The sequence below is a fragment of the Amycolatopsis bullii genome, assembly GCF_014654205.1.
In the GTDB taxonomy this organism is placed as follows: domain Bacteria; phylum Actinomycetota; class Actinomycetes; order Mycobacteriales; family Pseudonocardiaceae; genus Amycolatopsis; species Amycolatopsis plumensis.
This window is the reverse complement of sequence record NZ_BNAW01000068.1, coordinates 1-22986: the sequence shown is the minus strand read 5'-3', so window position 1 is coordinate 22986 and position 22986 is coordinate 1. Positions and strand designations below refer to the sequence as shown.

Genomic DNA, 22986 nt, shown 5'->3' with positions numbered 1-22986 from the left:
CTCACTCGACGCTCGCCGCGGCGGCCAGGATCACCTCGGCGACCACCTCGGGCCGGGACACCGCGACCGCGTGCGAAGCGTCGATCCGGCGGACCGTCGACGACGCGCGCTCGGCCATGAACTCCTGCGCCTGGGCGGGGATCGCGTTGTCCTGGTTGGCCACCAGCGTCCACGACGGCAGCTTCGACCACGCCGGGGTGCCTTCGAACGGCGCGGCGAGGGCCTGCTGCGCGACCGGCCGCTGCGTCACCGCCATGATCGCGGCGGTGGCCGCGGGGACGTCGGCGGCGAAGACCTCGGCGAAGTCCCCGGGCTTGATCGACAGCTCGGGCTCGCCGTCGTGCTCGAGGACGTTCGTGGTCTCCGGGCCGAGCTTGGCGCCCGGGTAGCGGCCGGACAGCTCGAACACGCTCTCGCCCGCGTCCGGCTGGAAGGCGGCGATGTAGACCAGGGCACGGACGTTCGGCGTCTCGCTGGCCGCGCGGGTGATCAGGGCACCGCCGTAGGAGTGACCGGCCAGGACGACCGGGCCTTCGACGCTGTCGACGACTTCCTTCACGTAGGCCGCGTCGGATTCGACACCTCGCAGCGGGTTCGCGACCGCGAGCACCGGATAGCCCTGCTCCTGCAGCTTCGCGACGACGCCGGTCCAGCTCGACGAGTCGGCGAACGCGCCGTGGACCAGGACGATGGTGGGCTTGCTCATGGCTGGCTCCTTCAGGGAGAACGATCGGTCTTTCTGCCCACTACTCTGACCCCTTCGGGCCGCCGTGGCAATGTGACGTAGCCGATCTGGCAGAACGATCGGTCTTTCTCTAAGCTGCGGGGATGAGGACTGCCGAGCCGCACCCGAAGGACCGGCTGCTCGCGACCGCCTCGCGGCTGTTCTACGCCGAAGGCATCCACGCCGTCGGGGTGGAGCGCCTGGTCTCCGAGGCGGCCGTGACCCGGGCGACCTTCTACCGCCACTACCCCACGAAGGACGACCTCGTCGCGGCCTACCTCGCCGAGACCAGCCGTCGAATCCGCGCCGCCGTCGACGCGGCGCGGGCGGGCAAGCCACCGCGCGAGGCGCTCGCCGAAACCATGGCGGTGGTCGGCGACGCGACGTGCGGAGAGGACTTCCGCGGCTGCCAGTTCCTCAACGCCGCCGCCGAGTACCCCGATCCCGCGAACCGGGTCCGCCAGGTCATCGAGGACCACCGGCAGTGGTTCTTCGGCGTCCTGCGCGAGCAGGCCGCCGAGCTGGGGCACCCGGAACCGGACCACGCGGCCCGCGTGCTCGTCCTGCTGCGCGACGGCGCCCTGCACGGTGGCGAACTCGACGACGCCGAGACGGTCCGCACCACCCTGCGCCGCGCCGTCGACGACTTCCTGCCCGCCTGAGCGGCGTGCCGAACAGGCGTTCACGCCGCTTTCACCTGCACAAATCCGGCTAATCTAGGCCGAACGGGTTACCTTGGGCACAGAAGGTGACGGAGGTCGACATGGCGGCAGACGAGGCGTCGCTCGTCCCGGCCTGGCTGGAGCCGATGCTCGCCAAGGCCGACGGCGGACGGCTGCGCAGCGGCCCGGAGTGGGCCTACGAGTACAAACTGGACGGGTACCGGGCGGCGATGCGGATCGCCCCGGACGGCACGACCGTGCTCACCAGCCGCAACAACATCGACTTCACCGCGGAGTTCGCTGACCTCGAAGGCGTGCTCGCCCCCGCCCTCGACGGCCGCGCCGCCTACCTCGACGGCGAGGTCGTCGTCTACGGCGAAGACGGCCGGATCGACTTCGAGCGGATGCAGGAGCGCCGCGGCCGCTACGTCCGGCACCAGAGTGGACCGAAGGGGCTGGAGTTCAAGGACGTGCCGGTCCGGTTCCTGGCCTTCGACCTGCTCCGGCTCGGGGACCGGAGCCTGCTGGGCCTGCCGTACGACGAGCGCCGGGGCCTGCTGGCCGAGCTGCCGATGCCCGATCCGTACCGCGTATCGGTGGTCCGCGCGGTCACCTTCGACGAGCTCGCCGCCGACCGCCGCACGCCCGCCGACTTCCTGGCCCACGCCGCGTCCGCCGGGTACGAGGGGGTCGTCGCGAAACTGCGTTCCTCGGCCTACCACCCCGGCCAGCGGCCGGACTCGTGGCTCAAGCACCCGCTGGTGCGGACGCAGGAGGTGATCGTCTGCGGCTGGCGGCCCGGCCAGCACAGCTTCACCGGCACCCTCGGCGGGCTGCTTCTCGGCGCGCACGACCCCGTCACCGGCGACCTGGTCTACATCGGCGACGTCGGCACCGGCTTCAGCCAGGCCACCCGCGCCGAGCTGCGGGCGCAACTGGAGGCCATGGAGCGGCGCACGCACCCGTTCGTGACGACGCCGCCGCGCGAGGACACCGTCCGCGCGCGCTGGGTGGAGCCGCGGCTGGTGGGCGAGGTCGTCTACCGCCAGTTCACCCGCGGCGGCCGGGTCCGGCACACCGCCTGGCGGGGTCTGCGCCACGACAAGGACCCCGCCGACGTCCTCGCGCCCCGGGCGGTTCCGCAGGAATCCGCGGCCCCGCCGCCACCGGCACCTTCCTCGGCACCTTCGCCGACGCCATCGCCGGAGCCGGCGGGGCAGCGGATCACCGTCCAGGCCGGCCACCGGCGGCTCACCCTGTCCAATTTGGACAAGGTGCTGTACCCGGCGGACGGGTTCACCAAGGGCGAGGTGATCAACTACTACTCCCGCGTCGCGGCGGTGCTGCTGCCGCACCTCGCCGGGCGGCCGATCACGTTCATCCGCTACCCCAACGGCGTCGACGGCCAGAAGTGGTTCGAGAAGAACGTCCCCAAGGGCGCCCCGGCCTGGCTGCGCACGGTGCGCCTGGCCGGCACGGGCGGCACGATCGACTACCCGCTCCTGGACGACCTCCCGGGCCTGGTGTGGGCGGCGAACATGGCGGCGCTCGAACTGCACGTTCCCCAGTGGACGGTCGAGTCGGGTACCCGCCGTCCCCCGGACCGGCTGGTGTTCGACCTGGACCCGGGCCCGGGCACGACGATCGTCGACTGCTGCCGGGTGGCCGAGCGCCTCCACGACGTCCTGGTCGCCGACGGACTTACCCCGTACGCGAAAACCTCGGGCTCCAAAGGGATGCAGCTCTACTGCGGGATCCGGACGGACGACCCGGCGGCCCCGTCGGCGTACGCCAAGCGGCTCGCCCAGCGCCTGGCGAAGGAGACACCGGAGTCGGTGACGGCGGTGATGGCGAAGGCCCAGCGCACGGGCCGGGTGTTCATCGACTGGAGCCAGAATAACCCGGCCAAGACCACGGTGGCGCCGTACTCCCTGCGCGGCCGTGACCACCCGACGGCGTCCACCCCGGTGACGTGGGACGAGGTCCGCGCCTGCCACCACGTCACACGGCTGACGTTCACGGCGGACGAGGTCCTGGACCGGATCGAGGAGCACGGGGACCTGCTCGCCGGGGTGGCCAAGGACAGCGCACCGCTGCCGTGAGGGTCAGGCGCCCCCGAGAAACCGTTTGAACCGGCCGGCCAGCCCGCCCGTCGCCGGTTCGGGCGGCGGCGAGGTTTCCTTCGCCGGGCGGTGGGGGTGCTGCTGCGGTATGGGAGCTTCGGTTTCTTCGGCCCGGAGCGCGTGCCTCGGCTGCTGCGGGAGCTCGGAGGTCCGCGGTTCCGGAGCCCACGCCTGCGCCGGTTGTTCCTGCGCCATCGGGGAAACCGGCTCATAGGGTAAGCGGGAGTTCTCGGCCTCCGGCGCGGCCGCATGCCGCGCCGATTGTCCCTGCGCCGCCGGGGAAACCGGCACGTACGGTACGCGGGAGTCCTCGGCCACCGGCCCGGGCGCGACCGCCTGCGGCGCCACCGCTGGCGCCGGAGCCTGACCCACCACCGGCGAACCGGCCGCCTGCACCTCGCCCCCCGGCACCGCCGAAACCCCAGCCCCCGCCGGAACCTCCCCCGCCACACCGGCCGCCTGCACCCCACCCCGCGGAACCGCCGACTCCGAACCCGCCGCCGGGACCTGATCCGGCACGCCGGTCACCTGCATTCCACCCTGCGGCACCCCGGAAAGTCCCGCCGCCGGGACCTCCTGCGGCGCACCCGGTTGGTCCGCCACCGGCCGCGGAGCCGGGATCTCCCCCGCGATACTCCCCGACTCCGGCACCGCCGCCTCTTCCCGCGGCAAGGCCGGCCGGGCCAGCATCTCCGGGGTGATCGCCGGTGTCATCAGCGGCGTGTGGGCCGCGTCCGCGTTCGGGGTGGCCGGTTCGCGGGCCGCCGGGTAGCGCGCCAGCGGGTCGTCGTCGACCGGTGTCCCGTCGGCGCGATGGCTCCGGAGGAGACCGCACACCCCCAGCAGCCCCAGCAAGCCCGCCAAGCCCCACCACACCGTCATGACCTTCCTCCGTTCCTCGGTTCCCGGATATCCGGCTCTCGGCCGGCCCAACCGAGCGTTACCCGGGTGGGTGACACGTCAGCCCAGCTGCGGCACATCACCCGGAAAGGTGATGGGCAGCTGATAGAGCCCCCTCGCCGTGCGGGCGCCGCCCAGCCAGCCGTGGAAGAAGATGTGGCCGTCCACCACGTCGGCGCCGCCGGGGGCGTCCGCTTTGCCGCCGAGCAGGTCCGTCGACAGGAACGGGCCGTCCGCCTTCACGAACGCGCCGCCCAGCGACGGCGCCGACGCGTAGCTCGTGTGGTAGCCCGGGCTGTCGAACGTGTCCGCGGAGTAGAACAGCAGGTACCGCGACCCCGTTTTCACCACCGAAGGCGCTTCGACGACCGAATTCTCGGTCTTGAGATCGGCCCGCAGCAGCTCGGTGCGCGGGCCGGCCAGGGTGCGCCCGTCGGCCTGCAGCTTCTGCACCCAGATCGCCGACGGCGGTCCGGTCGCCGCGCCGTCGCTCTTGTACAGCAGATAACGTGACCCGTCCGCGTCGACGAACGTCTGCGGGTCGATGTCCCCGTGATCGCCGGGCTCGCACACCAGCGGGCGGTCTCCGTCCGGTGTGTACGGTCCTTCCGCCTTCTTCGCCGTCGCCGCGCCCAGGCACATCCCGCCGCCGGCCGTCTGCGCGGCCGCGAAGTAGAGCACGAACGTGCCGTCCGGCAGCTGGGTGACGTCCGGGGCCCAGAACCCGCCGTCCGGTTTCGCCCACGCGGGCACGGCTCCGAGTGCGTCACCCGCGATGCGCCAAGGCCCTTCCGGCGCGGCGGCACTGGCCACCGGAATCCGCGTGGCCTTCGTGCCCGTCGCGAACGCGAAGTAGCCCCACGCGGTCTTGACGACGTCCGGGTCCGGGAAGTCCTGTTCGAGCAGCAGCCGGGGCGCGCTGACGGCCGCCGCTTCCGGGGCCACCGCGAAGGCGGCCGCGAGCGCGACGACGGGAACGAGCACAAGAGACTTCAAGCGCATAGGCGATTTTGCCGATACCACAACGGTTCCGGCAACGGCAGGCCGACGCCGTCACCGGGAAGCGTGGACTTTCCCGCGTACCCGGATCGGGTGGATTCGCCCGCGCCGCCGGGGGTAGCCGCCAAGGCATGCACGCAACGAGCGGTCGCGGGGCCCACCGCGCCGGGCACCCCGTCGGCGAGGCCGAGGGAGCGGCGGCCCGGCAGGAAGAGCCGCTGGGCAGGCCGGGAAAACCGCTCGACCGCCGCGCGCCGTTCTTCACCGGGCTGCTCGCCGCGGCCGGGGTGGTCGTCACGGTCGCCGTCGTCGAGCTCCTCCTCGCGGCCTCCGACGTGCTGCTGCTGATCGGCATCGCGTTCTTCCTCGCGGTCGGGCTCGAGCCGGTGACCGCCCGCCTCGCCCGCCGGGTGCCCCGCGCGCTGGCCGCCGTGGTGGTCGTCGTGGCCGGGCTGGCCGTGCTCGGCGGCAGCATCGCCGCGGCCGCCGTCCCCCTGGCCGACCAGGCGGCGCAGCTGCGGAACGGCGCACCGCGGTTCGTGGCACTGCTGCGTGACCACGGCACCCTGCTCGGCCGCGCCGACGAACTCTTCGGGCTCGAAGCCGCCGCCCGGTCCGTCCAGCTGTCCGAAGTGGCGAAATCGGTCGCCGCGCTGCTCGGTGACGCCGCGATCGTCGTGGTGCTCGCCACCTACTTCGTCGCCGACTTCCCGCGGATCCGCACCGCGCTCTACCGGCTGGCCCCGCGGTCGCGGCGGCCGCGGGTGATCCTGATCGGCGACGCGGTCTTCCGGAAGGTCGGCGCGTACCTCGTCGGCAACGTCGTGGTGTCGCTGATCGCGGGCGCGGCGACCTTGGGCTGGCTGTGGGCGTTCGGGGTGCCGTACGCGCTCGTGCTCGCCGTGCTCGTCGCCGTGCTCGACCTGGTGCCGGTGGCCGGATCGGTGGCGGCCGGCGCCGGCACCACTCTCGTCGCGCTCACGGTGTCGGTGCCGGTCGGGCTCGCGACGCTCGGTTTCTTCGTCGCCTACCGGGTGATCGAGGACTACGTGCTGTTGCCGAAGATCGTCGGCCGGGCCGTCCGGATCCCCGCGCTGGTCACCGTCGTCGCGGTGCTGCTCGGGTTCGAACTGCTCGGCGTCGTCGGCGCGTTCGTCGCGGTGCCGGTCGCGGCCGCGATGCTGCTCGTCGTGCGCGAAGTGGCCGTGCACCGGCTCGACCGGACATGACGAAACCGCCGCGCGGGGCGCACCCCGCGCGGCGGTCGGACCACTCGGGTCAGTTGCCCTGGGCGGTTCCGCCGTCGGCGATCTCACCGGCGGCGCAGCTCTCCGGGTTCTGGCCCTCGGCCTCGTGCTCACCCGGCGACAGGATCGGCACGCCGATGCCGTTGGCGGTGTCCTGCACCGGGACCTGGACACCGAGGACGTTGACGTTGTCGTCGCAGACGCCGCCGACCACGTTGAGGTTGTGCACCACGTCGAGGTTCTGCACGTTGCCGACGAGGCCGAACTGGTCGGTGGAGTCGACCGGGTGACCGGCGACGGTGACGTTGGCCGCGGACGCGGATCCGCCGAGGACCGCCATCCCGGCGGCGAGGGCGGTGGCGACGAAGCCGAGCTGCTTGATCACGGGGAAATACTCCTTCTGGGTACCCACCGGACGATCCGGCGGGGGTTCGGGGAACGGGAACGGGCCCGGCTTCGGTTCGCCGGGCCCGCGAAAGTCCGTTATGGTGCCGTCAGGCCGGGTGGGACCGGCGCACTTCTCCAGCGTCGTGGCCGGTCCCACCCGGGTCGGCGCCGTGCGGCCTCACGGCGTGCCCGGAACGCGGAACAGGAGTGTGCAGCTCGCTCCGTGTTCCGGGCGCGCGGTGCAGCGTCGCACCGGCGACCGAATTCCCGTGCCCGGCGCCGGTCTTTCCGCACGCACGCGGCACCGGGCACGGAAAACTCAGTGACCCTGGCTGGTGCCGCCGTCGGACAGGCCGCCCGAGGCGCAGTTTTCCGGGTTCTCGCCACTGGCCTCGTGCTCACCCGGCGACAGGATCGGCACGCCGATGCCGTTGGCGGTGTCCTGCACCGGCACCTGGACGCCGAGCACGTTGATGTTGTTGTCGCACACGCCGAGCACGGCGTCGACGTTGTGCAGCACGTCGGTGTTGTTCAGGTTCACCAGGCCGACCTGGCCGGTGTAGTCGTAGCCGCCGTAGTGGTGGCCGTGGTGGTGCCCGTGGTGGTGGTGCCCGTCCGGGGTGTCGGCTGCGGCGATGCCGCCCGCCAGGAACGCACCGGCCGCCGCGGTGGCCGTGACGAAGCCGATCTTCTTCAGCATGGATTGCTCCTCGGTGAACGATATTCGGAGAACGGGATGCCGGCGAAAAGTGTGTTCGGCGTCCCGCGTGAGGGAAACGTACTGATGGTCGTACGCGGTTTCCACTTCGTGCCACCATCGTGTGGGTACCGCAAGCCGCTGACCGCGTCGCGTGTGGTCCGATCGGGTTATCCGGCGAGTTCTGCTTGCCGGGCAGCACTTCCCGGCCGTCGTGTCATGAATCGCTTGCGGGGCAAGAAATGTTTCCGGGCACGCGAAAGAGCCCTGCGCCGGGTCGGCGCAGAGCTCTTCAGCGGGGATTCCTATTCGGGCCAGGCCTCGGCTTCGGCCGTGAGCGCGGTGGTCACGTCGATCTCACCCGACCGCACCCGCCACGCGAGCGAGTCCGGCCGGGGCTGCAGAAGGTGCCACCCGATGACGTCTTCGTCGCGGTAGCAAGGGTTTTCGTCGTCACCGATGCCCAGCGCGGCGAAGTACTGGCGGGCGGGCCAGGTTTCGGGGACCCAGGCGCGGGCCCAGCGCACGACGATCCTGGCGAGGTCGTTGCGGCCGTCCGCCGGGTGGATCAGGCGGTCGCCGGTGGTGCAGATCAGGCGTGGTGTGTAGGTCGCGCCGAGTGGCGCGACGGCGAGTTCAGTGTTCATTCCTCCCCCGGTCCACGGCAGTGGACGGTGTTGCCCGGCTCGGATGCGCTGCTGCGCTTGAGAAGGGGCGGGACGACCGGAGGCGGACGTGCGCACGCGGCGCGTCCCTGCACGGCTCCGTCTTGAACCGGCGGCCATCCTACAAAGACCGGTAAGGCGCGGAAGACCGGGCCCCGGCGTCTTCGCCCGTTCCCGTGACAGCGCGAGTGGATGCCCGGGGCGGGGGTACGCCCTGGAAGACCGATTTCCGGAACGGAAGGGAGAACCGGGATGAACCGCAAGGCAGGCAAGCTGTGCTGCGCCGGCGTCGCGGCCGCGGCGTTCGCGCTGACGGGAGCGGTGCCGGCGTCGGCGGCGCCGGAGTTCACGGCACCGGCGTGGCACCAGCAGACCGACGACGGCACGAACCACGACAACAACGCCCGCGACGACGACAACGACAACAACGGCCTGTGGGGCCTGCTCGGCTTGGTGGGGTTGCTGGGCTTGGCCGGGCTGGTCCGGCGCGACCCCAAGCCGGGGGCGATGGCGGGATATCCGGCCGCGGCCCCGACAGCCCCGCCGGCGAACACGTACCCGCCGGCCGAGCCGCGGCGGAACCCGCCGGGCGCCTGACCGCCGGTGATGTCGTAATGCCGGTCCCCACCGGGCACACCGCGGCAGAACCCGCCCGGCGCCTGACCAACGGCGGCGTCGTAGCGCCGGTCCCCACCAGGCACACCGCGGCAAAACCCTCTTGGCGCCTGACCAACGGCGGCGTCGTAGCGCCGGCCTCCACCAGGCACACCACAGCGAAGCCCGCTCGGCGCCCGACCAGGCGCACCGCAGCAAAACCCGCCCGGCGCCTGACCATCGGCGGCGTCGTAGCGCCGGCCCCCACTGATCACACCGCGGCAGAATCCACCCGGCGCTTCGGCGCCACCCGTACGGCCCAACAGATCTCTGTCCGGTGATCGCGAGCTGTTGCCGGGCCGCCGGCCGTCACCTGGTGCCCGGGCACCGGCGATCCCGCACGCCCGGCTCCCGCCGGGTGCCCGGGTGACCCTGGTACCCCGCACCGCGATCCCTCTTCTCTTCGCGCAGAACGTCCCGGCGCCGTCGGCGTCGGGACGTTCTGCGTTTCCTTCTCTCCGAATGGCGCCCAGTTGTCAGGTCTCGGCACCGAGGAGGTCACAGTAACGGCCGGAAAAACCGGCCCTGCAACCGCCACCCAGATTAACCAGGCGCTCATCGCGCAAGAAGTGTTTTCCCACCGTACCCTCCTTACGGGTGGCCTTCCCGGCGCCGGGCAAATGGGCGTGATTACCCATCATATCTTCCCTTAAACCTCACGATCGAGTGAACATGCCGTGTCACCCGGATCTGGCGCCGATGGCACCTGAGGTAAAGAAAACCCCCTCAATTCAGCCGTATATCGTAACCGTCCAACACGGACGAGTGGCGGCGTCACACACCGTAGCCGATGCGGAAAAGCGCAGAACAGCCACGTCACGCGATGTCGATGTTTGTTCCGGGGAACCGGCACGGCCGTACACCGTGCGAGATCAACTGGGTCCGCCCGCCCCGGACATCCGCTCGCGCTATCGCGGATCGGCGCTCACCATGATCGCAGTCGGCATCGCACAATCCGGAGGAGTACGACATGAAAAGTGCACTGACCCGAGCGCTCACGGTGTTCGTCACCGCGGCGGCGGTGACCCTGGCGGGGGTGGGTGTGGCGACGGCGGGCGGGCCCGGTGGCAGCGGGTCGTCGAGCACCACGAGCGCCGCGGCGGAGGTCCAGGGCCTGCGCGACCAGCTGGCGGCCCGTGCGGACAACGGGGACGTGCCCGGCACGCAAGCCACCCTCGCCCAGCTCGACCCGCTGCTGTCGGACCTGGCCCAGGGCAAGCGGTACACGATCCAGGCCGCGGCGAAGGACAGCGCGGCCACGGCGCAGAAGGACAACGCCGAAGCACGCAAGGGCGTCGACGAGCTGGCCAACCAGCTGGCGGCCCGCCAGTCGCTGCCGCCGGTGTCGGCCTTGCTCAACGCACTGCTGCAGCGCGTGCTGATCAGCCTTTCCGCACTGGTGAACGACCTTCTCGGCGGGCTGCCCGTCCCGGTCGGCTAGGCCGGCCGGTACCCCGGACGGACAAGCCGGCGATGGCCCGGCGCGGTTCCCCTCCCGCGCCGGGCTTTCGTCGTGCGTGAGCCGGGCGCGAACGCACGAAAGAGCCCGGTGCGGCGGACCGCACCGGGCTTTCGCCGTCACCGGCTATTCGTACACGACGTAGGCGGGCGTGGGATTCAGCGCCAGGACGTCCGCCGGGGTCATCAGGTCCGCGCCGCGGCGGGTGTCTTCCTCGAAGAACAGCTTGAAGCCCGGCCGCACGTGGGTGGGCATCGTCGTCATCAGGGTTTTCCACGTCGCTTTCTTCGCGGCCGCCGAACCGATGCCGTCGACGACCTTGACGACCGAAACTCCCCGGTGCTGCTTGAGAAGCTCTTCCTCGCGCACGACGGACGCGGCGACCTGGTGGTAGATCATCACCTTGGCGGGCAGGTCGTGCGTGTCGGCCAGGCCCCCGAGGTACCGGGCGACCCCGTCGAGCTCGGCACCGGTCGTGCGGCCGAACTTCCGGCCGGGGATGACTCCCGGTTCCACGGCCCACTCGGGGTCGAGCGCGACACCGACGTCCGGCTCGGTCAGCCAGCGCTCGTACGCCTGCACCTCGGGCAGGAAGTCGGCGCGGCCGGGCTGGATGTTCAGCAGCAGCAGGCCGTTCAGCGCCCGCGCGGCGTCGAGGTACTCGCGCACGGTCGAATCCTCGCAGCGGCTGCGGAACATGCCGTCCTCACCGGGCGAGCGGTGCACGGTGGTGGCGATCAGCTCGACGACCGGGGTGATCGGGCGTCCCGCCGGGAACGTCTCGATCTGACGGCGGAGCGCACGGCTCGCTTCCCCGAGGTCGCCGGTCATGCGGCCGAGCGCCTTCGCGCCCGGAGCTCCGCAAAAGCCGACGAGAAGGCCTTTCTCGAGCGGATTCGGAGGGGGTGGCGGCGGTGCGGCCGCGACGGCCGCCGGGGCCGGCACGGCCAGCGCCTTTCCTCGTTGCAGCGCACCGCACGCACTCGTGGCCAAGCCCGCGAGGGCGGCGGTGAGGACCAGACGTCGATCGAAGGTTCGTTCGGCGGCGACCGCCTTTTTCGGGACCATCGCGGGAAAATACCCACCGCTGATCTTCACCAAACCCGTTTCCTCGCAATCACCGAATCGTGCCAGGGCCATTTCCGTGTTCATGGCCCCGGCCTGCGGAAATATAGGTTCCGGTGCCGTGAAGCGCAATTCCGCCATCACCCGACCCGGTGGCACGGGCCGCACCCGCGGCGGCCCGGACGCACACTTCGGGCATGCGTTGCCCTTTCCGGTTCGGTGCCGGGTTCACCGCTGTCCTCGCGCTGACGGCCTGTGGCGGCCCCGCGCCCGTCGCCCCGGCGCCCGCTCCGCCCCAACCGGCGCCCACCGCCGCGCCGGTCCGCATCACGCCCGCCGCCGCCCGGCAGGTGGGCGCGGACGAGCTCGGCCGGGTGCCGGTCGTGATGTACCACCGCCTCGTCGCGCAGCCGAAGTCGGTCTACGAGCGCACGCCCGCCGACTTCACGGCGGAGCTCGAGCGGCTCGCGGACGAGAACTACGTCCCGGTCACCACGGCCGAACTGGTGTCCCGCCGGCTCGACCTCCCCGCGGGCGCGCACCCGGTGGTCCTGACGTTCGACGACGGCGACCCGAGCGTGTTCCGCCTGACGCCCCAGGGACAACCGGAGGCCGGCACGGCGATCCGGATCCTCCTGGACGTCGCCGCGGCCCACCCGAAGTTCCGGCCGGTGGCCAGCTTGTACGTCAACGAGCACCCGTTCGGCGGCGACCCCGACGGGCGTGCGCTGCGCTGGCTGGCCGAGCACCACTTCGAGATCGGCAACCACACGCGCCACCACACGAACCTGCGCACCGCGACGGAATCGGCGGCCACGGCGGCCATCGCCGAGGAGGACGCGCTGATCCGCCAGGCGATCCCGGGCTACCAGCCGACGACGCTGGCCCTGCCGTACGGAAGCCGCCCGCGCCGCCCCGCGCTGGCGGTGCAGGGCCCGGGCTATTCGTACGGCGGCGCGCTGCTGGTGGGCGCCGGGCCGGCACCGTCACCGTGCTCGAGCAAGTTCGAGCCGGCGGCGATCCCGAGGATCCGTTCGCAGTCGGCGGGCGCGGAGGCGGAGTACGGATCGGCCCACTGGCTCGACGAGCTGGCGTCCCCCACGGGCCACCGCTACACCTCCGACGGCGATCCGTCGACGGTGTCGTACCCGCGATCCGAGGGTGCGGTGGCGCCGGAGTGTGCGAGCGTGGCCCTTGCCTACTGAACGCCACCCGATGGCCCGCGTGGACTGGCTGCCCCAGCCGCGCCGCCGCCCCGCGCAGCCGCACGGGACACCGCCCCCGAGGTCGCCGCGCATCCCGCCCCCGGCGGCACGAACGGCTCCGGTGGAGCAGAACCCGGCTGCGGCGCCTCAGGTCGCGCCGGCTCGCCCGGCGGCACCGGCCCGCGCGACGGCGGCTCCGGTGGCTCAGCCCGCGCCGACCCGCGCGGCGGATCCGGCCCCGCCAAGCCCGGCACCCGCACCAGCCCACTCGGCCCCGGCACCCGAGCCGCGCATCCCGGTCGAAGACCCAACCTCAGCCACCCGCGCAGCACACCTCGCCCCGGCTGTACCGACCGGGGAACCCGCAGCCGAGCCGCAAACCGCGACCGAAGACGCAACCTCACCCGCGCCGACCCGCGCGGCGGATCCGGCCCCGCCAAGCCCGGCACCCGCTCCGGAGCAACGCACCACGGGAGAACACGCAACCCTGCCCGCGCCAGCCCACTCGGCCCCGGCACCCGAGCCGCGCATCCCGGTCGAAGACGCGACCTCAGCCACCCGCGCAGCACATCACGCCCCGGCTGTGCTGACTCCGGAACCCGCAGCCGAGCCGCAAACCGCGACCGCACCAACCCGCGCCCCACACGCCCCGACAACCCCGCCGAACCCGGCACCGGCGCCCGACCCACACCCCACCACCGAAAACGCGACCCCCGTCGCACCCCACCACGCAGCACACCCCGCCCCGGCCACGCCGAGCCCAGCAGCCGAGCCGCGCATCCCGGTCGAAGACCCAACCTCAGCCACCCGCGCAGCACATCGCGCCCCGGCTGTGCCGACCCCGGAACCCGCAGCCGAGCCGCAAACCGCGACCGCACCAACCCACGCGCCACACCCCACGACAGCCCCGCCGAACCCGGCACCTGCGCCCGGCCCAACCACCACCATCGAAGACACCACCGAAGCCACCCACTCCGCACACCTGCCCACCACCCTCTCCGTCGCCCCGGCGATCTCCGTCGGCCCACCGGCCCCCCGCGTGCCCCGCGCGCCCGCTGCCCCTCCCCCGCCGCCCGTCCCACCCGCTCGCGCCGCCACCCCCGAGCCCGCCCAGGCTGCGTGGTGGCCGCCGGCCGTGCTCGTGTTCGCCGTGGTTCTCGCCCTGGGGCTTCTGCTCAGCCCGGAAGCCGCGCAGCCGCGGCGGATCTCCGGGGTCGCGGCCGCCCAGCCGACCACGAAGACGACCGTCCCGGAACCGGCGCCGGAACCCGCCGCCCTGCCCGAAGGCGTGCCCGTCACCGAAACCGGCGAGGGCACCTGGCACGTCGTCCCCGGCGGCGGCCACGACATCGGCTCCGGCGACAAGGTCCTCACCTACACCGTCGAAATCGAGGACGGTGTCGAGCTGCCTTCTTTCGACTACGACGTCGACACGATCCTCGCCGACCCGCGCGGGTGGACCAGCCTCGGCGCCGTCACCTTCCGGCGGGTCACCGGCCCCGACCCCGACGTGCGGATCAGCCTGACCAGTCCCGGCACCGCCCGGCGTCCCGACCTCTGCGGCTTCAGTATCCCGTTCGACTCCTCCTGCCGGCTGTCGCGGGACCGCCGGATCGTCGTCAACCTCGCCCGGTGGCTCCGCGGCGCGCACTCCTACGACGGCGACCTGACCGGCTACCGCGCCTACGCCATCAACCACGAGATGGGTCACGCCCTCGGCCTCGGCCACGTCGGCTGCCCGGCCCCCGGCGCGCCGGCGCCGGTGATGATGCAGCAGACCTTCGGGCTGTCCAACACCTATCTCGCGAACCTCAACCGCGGGGAACCCGGTGCCGCCGGCAAGGTCCGGCCGGACGGGGCCGTCTGCCGCCCGAACCCGTGGGTCACCGAGGCGCACTGAACTGGTTTGGACCCTCACCCGAGCGGGTACCCACCGTTCCTTCTGGGAGGGGTGTGCAATGGTGCGCAAAGCTCTGGCCGGTGCCGGTGTGGTCCTTCTGCTCGCCGGGTGCGGTGGGGTCGGCAGCGGTGGCGACACCGGCGCCGCGGCCACCCTGACGACCATGGGGTTCGGCCTCGGCGACGAAATCGCCACCACCCGCGCCGAGCTGGCGGGCAAGGCGATCGCGCCGGCCACCGTGAAGATCGGCGGCAGCGCCTTCGACGCCCAGCAGTTCCTCGCCTCCGTCGCCTCGCACACCCCACCCGATCTCGTCTACCTGGACCGGCAGCTGCTCGGCACCTACGCCGCCCGCGGCACGCTCGAGCCGCTCACCGACTGCATCGCCAAACAGCACATCGACGTCGGCCAGTACCGGCCCGCCGCGCTCAAGGAAGTCACCCTCGACGGCAAGGTCTACGGCCTGCCCGAGTTCTACGACAACCGGGTGCTGCTGGTGAACGACACCGCCGTCGAAGGGAGCGGCTTCACTCCGCAGGACCTCGGCGACCGGGCCAAGCTCACGACCGCCGCGCAGAAGCTCACCGTCCGCACGGGCAACGGGCTGTCGCGGATCGGGTTCGACCCGAAGATCCCCGAGTTCCTCCCGCTGTGGGCCAAGGCCAACGGCGTGCAGATGCTCAGCGACGACGGCCGCACCGCCCACCTCGACGACCCGCGGCTGGCCGAGGCCCTGACGTACGCCAAATCGCTGATCGACGTCCAAGGCGGCTGGAGCGCGGTGAAGGCCTTCCGCGACTCCTTCGACTTCTTCGGCGAGAAGAACCCGTTCAAGCAGGGCCAGCTGGCGGCCACCCTGATGGACGACTGGTACCTCAACGTCCTGGCCAACTACTCCCCCGACGTGCGGTTCTCCGCGGCGCCCTTCACCGACACCGCCGGCACCCCGATCGACTGGGTCACCGGCAGCGCCTGGGTCATCCCGGCCGGGAGCACCCACAAAGAGCAGGCCTGCACCTGGATCAAGACGATGACCGACGCGCCGACGTGGGTCGCCGCCGCCAAGGCCCGCGCGGAGAAGCGGAAAGCCGGCGGCAAGGCGTTCACCGGCGTCTACACCGGCAACCGCGTCGCCGACCGGGAAATCTTCGGCTCCCTCGTGCAGCTGAAGGACCGGCCCGCGTTCGACGCCGCCGTCCGGACCGTCCTCACGGCCCAGGACAGCGCCTTCACCATGCCCGCGTCCCCGGCCGGTTCCGAGTTCAAGACGGCCTGGCAGAACGCCGTCAACCGGGTGCTCTCGGGTGAGCAGCAGCCCGCCGACGCCCTGCGCCAGGGCCAGCAGGAAGCCCAGCGTGCGCTGGACGCCGCCCGGTGAAGCGGCGCACGAAAGAAGCTTGGGCCGCGTACGCCTTCTTGTCACCGTGGATGATCGGGTTCGTGATCTTCATGGCGATCCCGATGATCGCCAGCCTGGTGCTCTCCTTCACCGACTACGACGCGCTGCGGCCACCGGACGCCGTGGGCTGGGCCAACTACCGGCGGCTCCTCGAAGACCCGGCCGTGCGCAAGAGCCTGGTCAACACGATGGTGTACACCGTCATGTCGGTCCCGGCCACGATGGCCTTCTCGCTGGCGCTGGCCTCGCTGCTGGCCCGGGCCGGGCGCCGGTCGGCCGGCTTCTTCCGCACGGTGTTCTACCTGCCCGAGATCACCCCGAAGGTCGCCGTCGGCGTGCTGTTCCTGATCCTGTTCAACGGCCAGGTCGGCCTGGTCAACGCCGTGCTCGGGCTGGTCGGCATCGACGGTCCGCAGTGGAGCACCGACGGGCCGTGGGTGAAGCCGGGGCTGGTGCTGATGCACCTGTGGTCGGCGGGCAGCACGGTGATCATCTACCTGGCCGCGCTCCGCGGGGTGCCGCGCGAGCTGTACGAAGCCGCCGAGCTCGACGGCGCGTCGGCGTGGCAGCGGTTCCGGCGGATCACCGTCCCGATGATCAGCGGGGCGCTGTTCTTCACCCTCATCGTCCAGACGATCGCGGCGCTGCAGTCGTTCGACGAGGCCTACACCGCCTTCTACGGCTCCGCGGCCTCGGCGACCTACAGCAACGACGCCGCCTTGTTCTACCTCATCTACCTGTTCCAGCAGGCGTTCGAGTTCCTCCACCTCGGGTACGCCTCGGCGATGGCGTGGCTGCTGTTCGTGGTGATCCTGGCGATCACCCTCGTGCAGGTGCGGCTGAGCCGCCGGTTCGTCTACTACGAAGGCGGTGACCGGTGACGGCGCGGCAGGTGCTCCGCTGGACGGCGCTGGCCGCGGGGACCGTGCTGTTCCTCTACCCGTTCGTCTGGCTGCTGAGCGCGTCGGTGAAGCCGCGTGCGCAGGTCTTCGACAACCTGCTCATCCCCCGGACCTGGGCGTGGGACAACTACGTCGAGATCTGGCGGGCCGCGCCGGTCGCGGCCTGGCTGCTCAACAGCGTCGTGGTGTCCCTCGCGGGGGCCGTGGCCGTCACGCTGACCAGTTCGCTGGTGGCGTTCGGCTTCGCCTACTTCCGCTTTCCCGGCCGCAGCGCGTTCTTCGGCCTGGTGCTGGCCACCATGATGCTGCCGGCCGCGGTGACAATGATCCCGGTGTACCTGATCTGGAACAGCGTCGGCCTGGCGCACACGCAGGTGCCGTTGTGGGCGGGGAATCTGTTCGGCAGCGCGTTCTACATCTTCCTGCTGCGCCAGTTCTTCCTCGGCCTGCCCCGCGAAGTGTTCGAGGCCGCCCGCGTCGACGGCGCGAACCACTGGACGCTGTTCTGGCGCATCGCGGTGCCGCTGTGCCGCCCGGCGCTGATCGTCAGTTTCGTGTTCGAGCTCAAGGCCGGCTGGTCGGACCTGCTCAAACCGCTGATCTACCTGCGCGACCCGGCCCTGTACACGCTGCCGCGCGGGCTCAAGGCGCTGTCCGACCAGTTCGGCCAGGCCGGCGAGCAGCGGTGGGAGATCGTGCTGGCCGGGAGCGTCATCACGACCGTGCCGCTGCTGATCGTGTTCTTCGTGGCCCAGCGCCACTTCCTCGCCGGGATCACGACGGAGGGTCCCAAAGCCAGCCGGTGAGCGTCGTGCGCATCAGCCGGGCCGCGGCGGGCAGCCGGTCGCCCGCGGCCCAGAACAGGGTGATCGTGCGCCGGCAGTCCGGGCTGTCCACCGGGAGCCAGACGACCGGCACCTGCGCGGCCACGCGGCGGGCCATCGCCGGGTTGAGCCCGATGCCGAGCCCGGCGCTGATGAGTTCCTGGATGGCGCCGGGTTCGTCGCCCTCGAAGACGATCTTCGGCGTCAGGTCCCGGGCGGCGAAGAGCCGGTCGAGCAGCCGCCGGTGCCAGTGCCCGGGCCGGGCGGTGACGAACGGCTCGCCGGCGAGGTCTTCGACGGTGACCGAGGTGCGGTCCGCCAGCCGGTGCCCGAGCGGGGTGGCGACCAGCACCGGCTCGTCGAGCAGCTGCACCCCGGCCAGACCCTCGTCGGGAATCGGCTGGGACGCCACGCACAGGTCGATCTCCTGGGCGCGCAGGGCCCGCGCCATCGCGTCGGCCGGCAGCTGGTGCAGTTCGATTTCGATGTCCGGGTGGGCGCGCTTGAAGGCGGCGAGGGGCCGGGTGAGGGTGAGGAAGGTTTCCGACGCCAGCCGCACGGTGCCGAAGCCCTCGCCCGTCGCGTCGGCGACCGCGCGGCGCCCCGCGTCGAGCTCGCCGAGAGCGCGTTCGACGTAGCCGCGGAAGAGTTTTCCGGCGTCGTTGAGCCGGAGCCGGCCGGCCCGGTCGAACAACGGCGTGCCGAGCTCGTTCTCCAGCCGCGCGATGGTGCGGCTGAGCGACGGCTGGGCGACGCGCAGCTCTTCGGCCGCGCGGCTGAGGTGTTCCAGCCGGGCCACCACGAGGAACTGCCGCAGCGTCCCGAGGTCCACGTCATGCCTCCCGCGTCATAACGGCATAGCGATATTGATCTTAGACATGATGGCTTCGCAGTCATAGCTTCGGAACGTGGAAAGAACCGGGAAAACGAGCTGGACCCTGCGGGTCGTGGCGGGCGCGCACCTGGTGGCGATCGCCGGCCAGCCGGTGTTCGCCGGGGTGTACCTGAGCGGCAGCTACGACGGTCTGCGGCTGCACGCGACCGGCGCCGACGTCGTCACGTCCCTCGGCTACGTGCAGCTGATCGTCGCGATCGTGGTCTGGGTCCGGCTGCGGCGGGCGTGGCCGTTCCCCGCCACGGCGGCGGTGGTGGCCGCGGAGACGGTCCAGTACTTCGCCGGGCTGGACGGCGCTCTGTGGCTGCACCTCCCGCTGGGCGTGCTGACCGTCGCCGGGCTCGCCGCGCTGGTCGTCGCGCTGTGGCGCCGTCCCCTGGAGAGCGTCGATGCGTGAGCTGAGCCGTCGCCAGGCGCTGCGGCTCGGCGGTGCCTTCGGCCTGCTGACTGGAACAGCAGCGCTCTCCACCGCGGCCGCGCTGTCGCGGCGTCCCGCGGTCACCGGCGCCGAACTCCGCAGCGCCGTGCCGCTGCCACCGCCGTTCCGGGTGCCGCTGCCGCTGCCCCGGGTGCTGCCACCGGTGGCACCCGGGCGCTACGAGATCACCCAGCGCGTCGCGGAAGTCGAGATCCTGCCCGGGATCCGCACGCCGATGTGGACCTACGACGGCACCTTCCCGGGCCCGACGATCGAGTCGCGCCGCGGCCGGCCGATCACCGTGACCCACCGCAACGAGCTGGCCGTGCCGACCGTGGTGCACCTGCACGGCGGGCGGACGCCGGCGGACTCCGACGGCTACCCGACCGATCTGGTGCTGCCCGCGGGCTGGACGGCGGAGCATCACGCCATGCCCGACCCGCGGGCCGTGCGGACGCACCTCACCCGCAGCTACACCTTCCCGCTCGACCAGCGGCCGGCGTTGCTCTGGTACCACGACCACCGGATGGATTTCACGGCTCCGGCACTGTGGCGCGGTCTCGCGGGGCTGCACATCGTGCGCGACGACGCCGAAGAGGCGCTCGGCCTTCCTTCGGGGGCGCGGGAACTGCCGCTGCTGATCGCCGACCGCGCGTTCGCCGCCGACGGCAGCCTGGACTACCCGTCGCTGGACGGGACGCTGCGGGAGCGGCCGGGCGTGCGGGAGAGCTTCCTGGGCGGGGTGCTCGGCGACGTGCTCCTGGTCAACGGCGCGCCGTGGCCGGTGCAGGAGGTGGACGCGGCCCGGTACCGGCTGCGGATCCTCAACGCGTCCAACGCCCGCCACTACGAACTCGAAGCGGTCACCGACGACGGGCGGCAGCTCCCGCTCGTCCAGATCGGCGCGGACCAGGGGCTGCTCGCCGCGCCCGTCACCCAGGCGACCCTGCCGATCGGCCCGGCGGAACGCTACGACGTCGTGGTCGACTTCGCGGACGTCCCGGTCGGCGGCCGCGTCCGCCTGCTGAACCGGCTGGGGTCCGGGCGCACTGCCGAGGTGATGGCCTTCCGGGTCGCCCGCCGCGCCCGCGACGACAGCCGGGTTCCCGCGGTGCTGTCGACGGATCTGCCGGCCTGGGACCGGCCCGTCCGGGTCCGCGACTTCTCCTTCCGCGCCGGGCAACTGGACCACGGGCGCGGCTGGGTGATCGACGGGCGGCCGTTCGACCCGGCCCGCACGGACGTCACGGTCGCCCTCGGCGACGTCGAGGTGTGGCGGCTGGTCGCCGACGTCCACCACCCGGTCCACCTGCACCTGGCCGGGTTCCGCGTACTCTCGCGCGGAGGGCGGCCGCCGCTGCCGCACGACGCCGGGCTCAAGGACACCGTCTCGCTGCGCCCGGGCGAAGCGGCGGAGATCATCACCCGCTTCGACGGCTACCGCGGGCGGTACCTCTTCCACTGCCACAACGCCGAACACGAAGACCGGGGCATGATGGCGAACCTCGAAATCACCTGACACGCACTGTCGCGTTTCGTCACCCGGTCGTGGCGGCCCCGGTCTCGAACGAGGGGCGGCAGCGCCGTGCGCGCCCCCTCTGAGCTGGGCGCCGTTGGGCCGGACGGGCAACGAAGGTCCAACCCGAGTGAAGCTTCTTGTCCCTGCGAAACTCCCGCCACTAGCGTTTCCTCCCAGGGGGCAGCCGCCGAGCGGATCCCCTTGCCTGCCAAGGAAACGACGAGGAGTGCCATCGATGACCGCTCTCGAGAAGCCCGTGACCCGGACCGCTTACCAGCAGTCGGTCGCCGACTACTGGAACGCGGAGAAGGATCCGGTGAACCTCCGGCTGGGCGACGTCGACGGGCTCTACCACCACCACTACGGGCTCGGCGACTACGACCCGGCCGTGCTCGAAACCCCGGCCGACCGGCGCGACGAAGCGATCATCGCGGAGATGCACCGGCTCGAGACCGCGCAGGCGGACGTCCTGCTCGACCACCTCGGCCCGATCAAGCCGGAGGACCGGCTGCTCGACGCCGGTTGCGGCCGCGGCGGCACGAGCGTCATGGCCCACCTGCGGTTCGGCTGCCAGGTCGACGGCATCTCCATTTCGGAGCAGCAGGTCGGGTTCGCCAACGCGCACGTGCGGCAGCGCGGGATCGACGGCTCGGTGCGCTACCACCTGAAGAACATGCTCGACACCGGCTTCGGATCCGGGACGTTCCAGGGCATCTGGAACAACGAGAGCACGATGTACGTGGACCTGAACGAGCTGTTCGCCGAGCACGCGCGGCAGCTCAAGCCCGGCGGCCGGTACGTGACGATCACCGGGTGCTACAACGACGTCACCGGCGGCCGGTCGCGCGCGGTGAGCCAGATCGACCAGCACTACATCTGCAACATCCACGCGCGCGGCGACTACTTCAAGGCCATGGCGGCCAACGGGTTCGTGCCGATCAACGTCGTCGACCTGACCGCGGCGACGATTCCCTACTGGGAGCTGCGGGAGAAGTCGTCGGTCGCCACCGGCGTCGAGAAGCCGTTCCTGACCGCCTACCGCGAAGGCAGTTTCCACTACCTGCTGATCGCCGCCGACCGCGTCTGAGGCGGGCGCGGTGACCGGGGAGAGCACCAGTTGTCCACAGTGGACCGTCTGCGGGCTGCCGGCGGCGCCGTTCGGGCTCGGGACGTCGGCGGCGCGGATCGCGACCCAGTTCGCGCCGTCGGCCGGGCAGGACCCGGCGTACGCGTACCTGCCGTGGGGTGACGGCAGCGCGTCGCCGCTGTACTGCCCGGTCCAGGGCCGCGTCGACGACGGCCTCGCCGCCGAGGTCGACCGGCGGCTGGTCGCCTGGGCGGCCGACTGCGGGTTCAGCGGCAAGGGCCTGGAGCAGATCGCCGGCGCGGGGTTCGGCCGGCTGGCGATGCTCGCCCACACCGACTGCGACGACCCGGACCGGTTGCTGGTCGCGGCGCAGCTCAACGCGGTCTGGTGGGCGGCCGACGACTACTACGCCGACGACAGCACGCTCGGCGCGGCCCCCACCGAGCTCCCGCCGCGGCTGGCGCTGGTCATGGCGGCGATGGACCCGGTCGCCCCGGCCGGGGAGTTTTCGGAGCCGCTGGACGAGGCGTTGCGCAGCGACCCGATCCTCGTCGGGCTGCACTCGGGGATCGACCACCTGGGCCGCCACGGCTCGCCGGTGCTCGTGCAGCGGGTCTGCTACGCGACGTTCTCGATGTTCGTCAGCTGGGACGCCTACGCGGCGTGGCGCCACACCGGGCGTTATCCCCCGGCGTGGGAGTACCTGGCGGCTCGCCAGCACGACAGCTTCTACACGTCGATGACGCTCGTCGACGCCGTCGGCGGCTACGAGCTGGCCGCCCCGTTCTACTACGACCCGCGCGTGCGTGAGGCGATGATGCGGGCCGGGACGGCGTCGGTGCTGGTCAACGACCTGCACTCGGTCGCCAAGGACGCGGCCGACGAAAAACCGGTCTGCAACATGGTGCTGCAGATCGCGGCCGACCGGGACTGCTCGGTCGAGGAGGCGGTGGAGGCCACCGTCGCGCTGCACAACAAGATCGTCCACGAGTTCGAGGACGGCCACCGCGCGCTGCTGGCCGTGCCGTCGCCGGAGCTGCAGCGCTTCCTCGTGGGTGTCCGTTCCTGGATGGGCGGCGGCTTCACCTGGCACGCCACCAATCCCCGCTACCAGTGATTGGGGTTTTCGCTGTGACTGTCACCGACCCGGTGGGATCCGAGCAGGTGGAATCCGAGCTGGCGCCGTCGAGCCTGAGCCGGGCGGCGGCCCGGACCCTGGCCACGACGACCAAGTCCGTCCCGCAGATGCAGGGCA

At 71.9% G+C, this 22986-nt stretch carries 22 protein-coding genes; 14 read left to right on the top strand and 8 right to left on the bottom strand.

Annotated features, from left to right (window positions below; translation table 11 throughout):
- Nucleotide 1: 1 nt before the first annotated feature.
- Complete coding sequence (locus tag IE317_RS40960; RefSeq protein ID WP_191316734.1) at nucleotides 2–706, bottom strand: alpha/beta fold hydrolase; 705 nt, start codon at nucleotides 704–706, stop codon at nucleotides 2–4.
- 122 nt (nucleotides 707–828) lie between these two features.
- Here IE317_RS40960 and IE317_RS40955 point away from each other — a divergent pair, with 122 nt between their 5' ends.
- A complete protein-coding gene (locus IE317_RS40955) occupies nucleotides 829–1386 on the top strand; it encodes a TetR/AcrR family transcriptional regulator (RefSeq protein WP_191316733.1) in 558 nt (185 codons plus the stop codon).
- Between the two features lie 101 nt (nucleotides 1387–1487).
- Entirely contained in the window at nucleotides 1488–3488 is a 2001-nt protein-coding gene (gene ligD, locus IE317_RS40950) for a DNA ligase D (protein WP_191316732.1), read from the top strand.
- Between the two features lie 3 nt (nucleotides 3489–3491).
- Here ligD and IE317_RS40945 read toward each other — a convergent pair whose 3' ends face one another.
- Together IE317_RS40945 and IE317_RS40940 are read right to left on the bottom strand one after the other, a co-directional pair.
- The gene (locus tag IE317_RS40945) at nucleotides 3492–4391 is read right to left on the bottom strand and encodes a hypothetical protein (protein WP_191316731.1); all 900 of its coding nucleotides are present in this window, start codon (nucleotides 4389–4391) and stop codon (nucleotides 3492–3494) included.
- A 78-nt stretch (nucleotides 4392–4469) separates the two neighbouring features.
- Nucleotides 4470–5411: a glycoside hydrolase family 43 protein gene (locus tag IE317_RS40940; protein WP_191316730.1), complete on the bottom strand. Its 942-nt coding sequence runs from the start codon at nucleotides 5409–5411 to the stop codon at nucleotides 4470–4472.
- 215 nt (nucleotides 5412–5626) lie between these two features.
- On the opposite strand from IE317_RS40940, the gene IE317_RS40935 reads away from it, so the two are divergent.
- Complete coding sequence (locus IE317_RS40935) at nucleotides 5627–6637, top strand: AI-2E family transporter (protein WP_191316758.1); 1011 nt, start codon at nucleotides 5627–5629, stop codon at nucleotides 6635–6637.
- A 49-nt stretch (nucleotides 6638–6686) separates the two neighbouring features.
- On the opposite strand, the gene IE317_RS40930 is transcribed toward IE317_RS40935, so the two are convergent.
- From IE317_RS40930 to IE317_RS40920, 3 genes are all read right to left on the bottom strand, one after another.
- On the bottom strand, nucleotides 6687–7040 hold the full coding sequence (locus IE317_RS40930) for a hypothetical protein (protein WP_191316729.1): 354 nt from the start codon (nucleotides 7038–7040) through the stop codon (nucleotides 6687–6689).
- A gap of 321 nt (nucleotides 7041–7361) precedes the next feature.
- Nucleotides 7362–7742 (bottom strand): hypothetical protein, encoded by a 381-nt coding sequence (locus IE317_RS40925; protein WP_191316728.1) that lies wholly within the window; start codon nucleotides 7740–7742, stop codon nucleotides 7362–7364.
- A 302-nt stretch (nucleotides 7743–8044) separates the two neighbouring features.
- Nucleotides 8045–8386, bottom strand: a complete 342-nt coding sequence (locus IE317_RS40920; RefSeq protein ID WP_013225112.1) for a hypothetical protein — start codon at nucleotides 8384–8386, stop codon at nucleotides 8045–8047.
- A 270-nt stretch (nucleotides 8387–8656) separates the two neighbouring features.
- Between IE317_RS40920 and IE317_RS40915 the strand changes: the two genes are divergently transcribed.
- Both IE317_RS40915 and IE317_RS40910 read left to right on the top strand, forming a co-directional pair.
- On the top strand, nucleotides 8657–9001 hold the full coding sequence (locus IE317_RS40915) for a WGxxGxxG family protein (RefSeq protein ID WP_229903185.1): 345 nt from the start codon (nucleotides 8657–8659) through the stop codon (nucleotides 8999–9001).
- A gap of 1027 nt (nucleotides 9002–10028) precedes the next feature.
- Nucleotides 10029–10499: a hypothetical protein gene (locus IE317_RS40910; RefSeq protein WP_191316727.1), complete on the top strand. Its 471-nt coding sequence runs from the start codon at nucleotides 10029–10031 to the stop codon at nucleotides 10497–10499.
- A gap of 144 nt (nucleotides 10500–10643) precedes the next feature.
- Here the strand turns inward: IE317_RS40910 and IE317_RS40905 are convergent, their stop codons facing one another.
- Nucleotides 10644–11723: a hypothetical protein gene (locus tag IE317_RS40905; protein ID WP_229903184.1), complete on the bottom strand. Its 1080-nt coding sequence runs from the start codon at nucleotides 11721–11723 to the stop codon at nucleotides 10644–10646.
- 56 nt (nucleotides 11724–11779) lie between these two features.
- Here IE317_RS40905 and IE317_RS40900 point away from each other — a divergent pair, with 56 nt between their 5' ends.
- From IE317_RS40900 to IE317_RS40880, 5 genes are all read left to right on the top strand, one after another.
- The gene (locus tag IE317_RS40900) at nucleotides 11780–12787 is read left to right on the top strand and encodes a polysaccharide deacetylase family protein (protein WP_191316726.1); all 1008 of its coding nucleotides are present in this window, start codon (nucleotides 11780–11782) and stop codon (nucleotides 12785–12787) included.
- A gap of 1135 nt (nucleotides 12788–13922) precedes the next feature.
- Nucleotides 13923–14687 (top strand): DUF3152 domain-containing protein, encoded by a 765-nt coding sequence (locus IE317_RS40895; RefSeq protein WP_191316725.1) that lies wholly within the window; start codon nucleotides 13923–13925, stop codon nucleotides 14685–14687.
- A gap of 58 nt (nucleotides 14688–14745) precedes the next feature.
- Complete coding sequence (locus IE317_RS40890) at nucleotides 14746–16065, top strand: extracellular solute-binding protein (RefSeq protein ID WP_191316724.1); 1320 nt, start codon at nucleotides 14746–14748, stop codon at nucleotides 16063–16065.
- A 50-nt stretch (nucleotides 16066–16115) separates the two neighbouring features.
- A complete protein-coding gene (locus IE317_RS40885; RefSeq protein ID WP_229903183.1) occupies nucleotides 16116–16967 on the top strand; it encodes a carbohydrate ABC transporter permease in 852 nt (283 codons plus the stop codon).
- Nucleotides 16964–17794: a carbohydrate ABC transporter permease gene (locus IE317_RS40880; RefSeq protein ID WP_191316722.1), complete on the top strand. Its 831-nt coding sequence runs from the start codon at nucleotides 16964–16966 to the stop codon at nucleotides 17792–17794. Before IE317_RS40885 ends, IE317_RS40880 begins: the two co-directional genes overlap by 4 nt.
- Here the strand turns inward: IE317_RS40880 and IE317_RS40875 are convergent.
- Entirely contained in the window at nucleotides 17763–18644 is an 882-nt protein-coding gene (locus IE317_RS40875) for a LysR family transcriptional regulator (protein WP_191316721.1), read from the bottom strand. The genes IE317_RS40880 and IE317_RS40875 overlap by 32 nt on opposite strands.
- 76 nt (nucleotides 18645–18720) lie before the next feature.
- Between IE317_RS40875 and IE317_RS40870 the strand changes: the two genes are divergently transcribed.
- The 4 genes from IE317_RS40870 to IE317_RS40855 all read left to right on the top strand — a co-directional run bounded on the left by IE317_RS40870 (nucleotide 18721) and on the right by IE317_RS40855 (nucleotide 22848).
- Nucleotides 18721–19104 (top strand): hypothetical protein, encoded by a 384-nt coding sequence (locus tag IE317_RS40870; protein WP_191316720.1) that lies wholly within the window; start codon nucleotides 18721–18723, stop codon nucleotides 19102–19104.
- Nucleotides 19097–20644, top strand: coding sequence for a multicopper oxidase family protein (locus IE317_RS40865; protein ID WP_191316719.1), 1548 nt, complete (start codon nucleotides 19097–19099; stop codon nucleotides 20642–20644). Before IE317_RS40870 ends, IE317_RS40865 begins: the two co-directional genes overlap by 8 nt.
- Before the next feature lie 235 nt (nucleotides 20645–20879).
- Nucleotides 20880–21731, top strand: a complete 852-nt coding sequence (locus IE317_RS40860; RefSeq protein WP_191316718.1) for a geranyl diphosphate 2-C-methyltransferase — start codon at nucleotides 20880–20882, stop codon at nucleotides 21729–21731.
- A gap of 10 nt (nucleotides 21732–21741) precedes the next feature.
- Nucleotides 21742–22848: a family 2 encapsulin nanocompartment cargo protein terpene cyclase gene (locus IE317_RS40855; RefSeq protein WP_191316717.1), complete on the top strand. Its 1107-nt coding sequence runs from the start codon at nucleotides 21742–21744 to the stop codon at nucleotides 22846–22848.
- The last annotated feature ends 138 nt before the right edge of the window (nucleotides 22849–22986 follow it).

Excerpts from the sequence above, each read along its gene's own strand:
- IE317_RS40960 (WP_191316734.1), bottom strand. The coding sequence starts at position 706 with ATGAGCAAGCCCACCATCGTCCTGGTCCACGGCGCGTTCGCCGACTCG.
- IE317_RS40955 (WP_191316733.1), top strand. The coding sequence starts at position 829 with ATGAGGACTGCCGAGCCGCACCCGAAGGACCGGCTGCTCGCGACCGCC.
- ligD (WP_191316732.1), top strand. The coding sequence starts at position 1,488 with ATGGCGGCAGACGAGGCGTCGCTCGTCCCGGCCTGGCTGGAGCCGATG.
- IE317_RS40945 (WP_191316731.1), bottom strand. The coding sequence starts at position 4,391 with ATGACGGTGTGGTGGGGCTTGGCGGGCTTGCTGGGGCTGCTGGGGGTG.
- IE317_RS40940 (WP_191316730.1), bottom strand. The coding sequence starts at position 5,411 with ATGCGCTTGAAGTCTCTTGTGCTCGTTCCCGTCGTCGCGCTCGCGGCC.
- IE317_RS40925 (WP_191316728.1), bottom strand. The coding sequence starts at position 7,742 with ATGCTGAAGAAGATCGGCTTCGTCACGGCCACCGCGGCGGCCGGTGCG.
- IE317_RS40920 (WP_013225112.1), bottom strand. The coding sequence starts at position 8,386 with ATGAACACTGAACTCGCCGTCGCGCCACTCGGCGCGACCTACACACCA.
- IE317_RS40915 (WP_229903185.1), top strand. The coding sequence starts at position 8,657 with ATGAACCGCAAGGCAGGCAAGCTGTGCTGCGCCGGCGTCGCGGCCGCG.
- IE317_RS40910 (WP_191316727.1), top strand. The coding sequence starts at position 10,029 with ATGAAAAGTGCACTGACCCGAGCGCTCACGGTGTTCGTCACCGCGGCG.
- IE317_RS40905 (WP_229903184.1), bottom strand. The coding sequence starts at position 11,723 with ATGGCGGAATTGCGCTTCACGGCACCGGAACCTATATTTCCGCAGGCC.
- IE317_RS40900 (WP_191316726.1), top strand. The coding sequence starts at position 11,780 with ATGCGTTGCCCTTTCCGGTTCGGTGCCGGGTTCACCGCTGTCCTCGCG.
- IE317_RS40890 (WP_191316724.1), top strand. The coding sequence starts at position 14,746 with ATGGTGCGCAAAGCTCTGGCCGGTGCCGGTGTGGTCCTTCTGCTCGCC.
- IE317_RS40885 (WP_229903183.1), top strand. The coding sequence starts at position 16,116 with ATGATCGGGTTCGTGATCTTCATGGCGATCCCGATGATCGCCAGCCTG.
- IE317_RS40865 (WP_191316719.1), top strand. The coding sequence starts at position 19,097 with ATGCGTGAGCTGAGCCGTCGCCAGGCGCTGCGGCTCGGCGGTGCCTTC.
- IE317_RS40860 (WP_191316718.1), top strand. The coding sequence starts at position 20,880 with ATGACCGCTCTCGAGAAGCCCGTGACCCGGACCGCTTACCAGCAGTCG.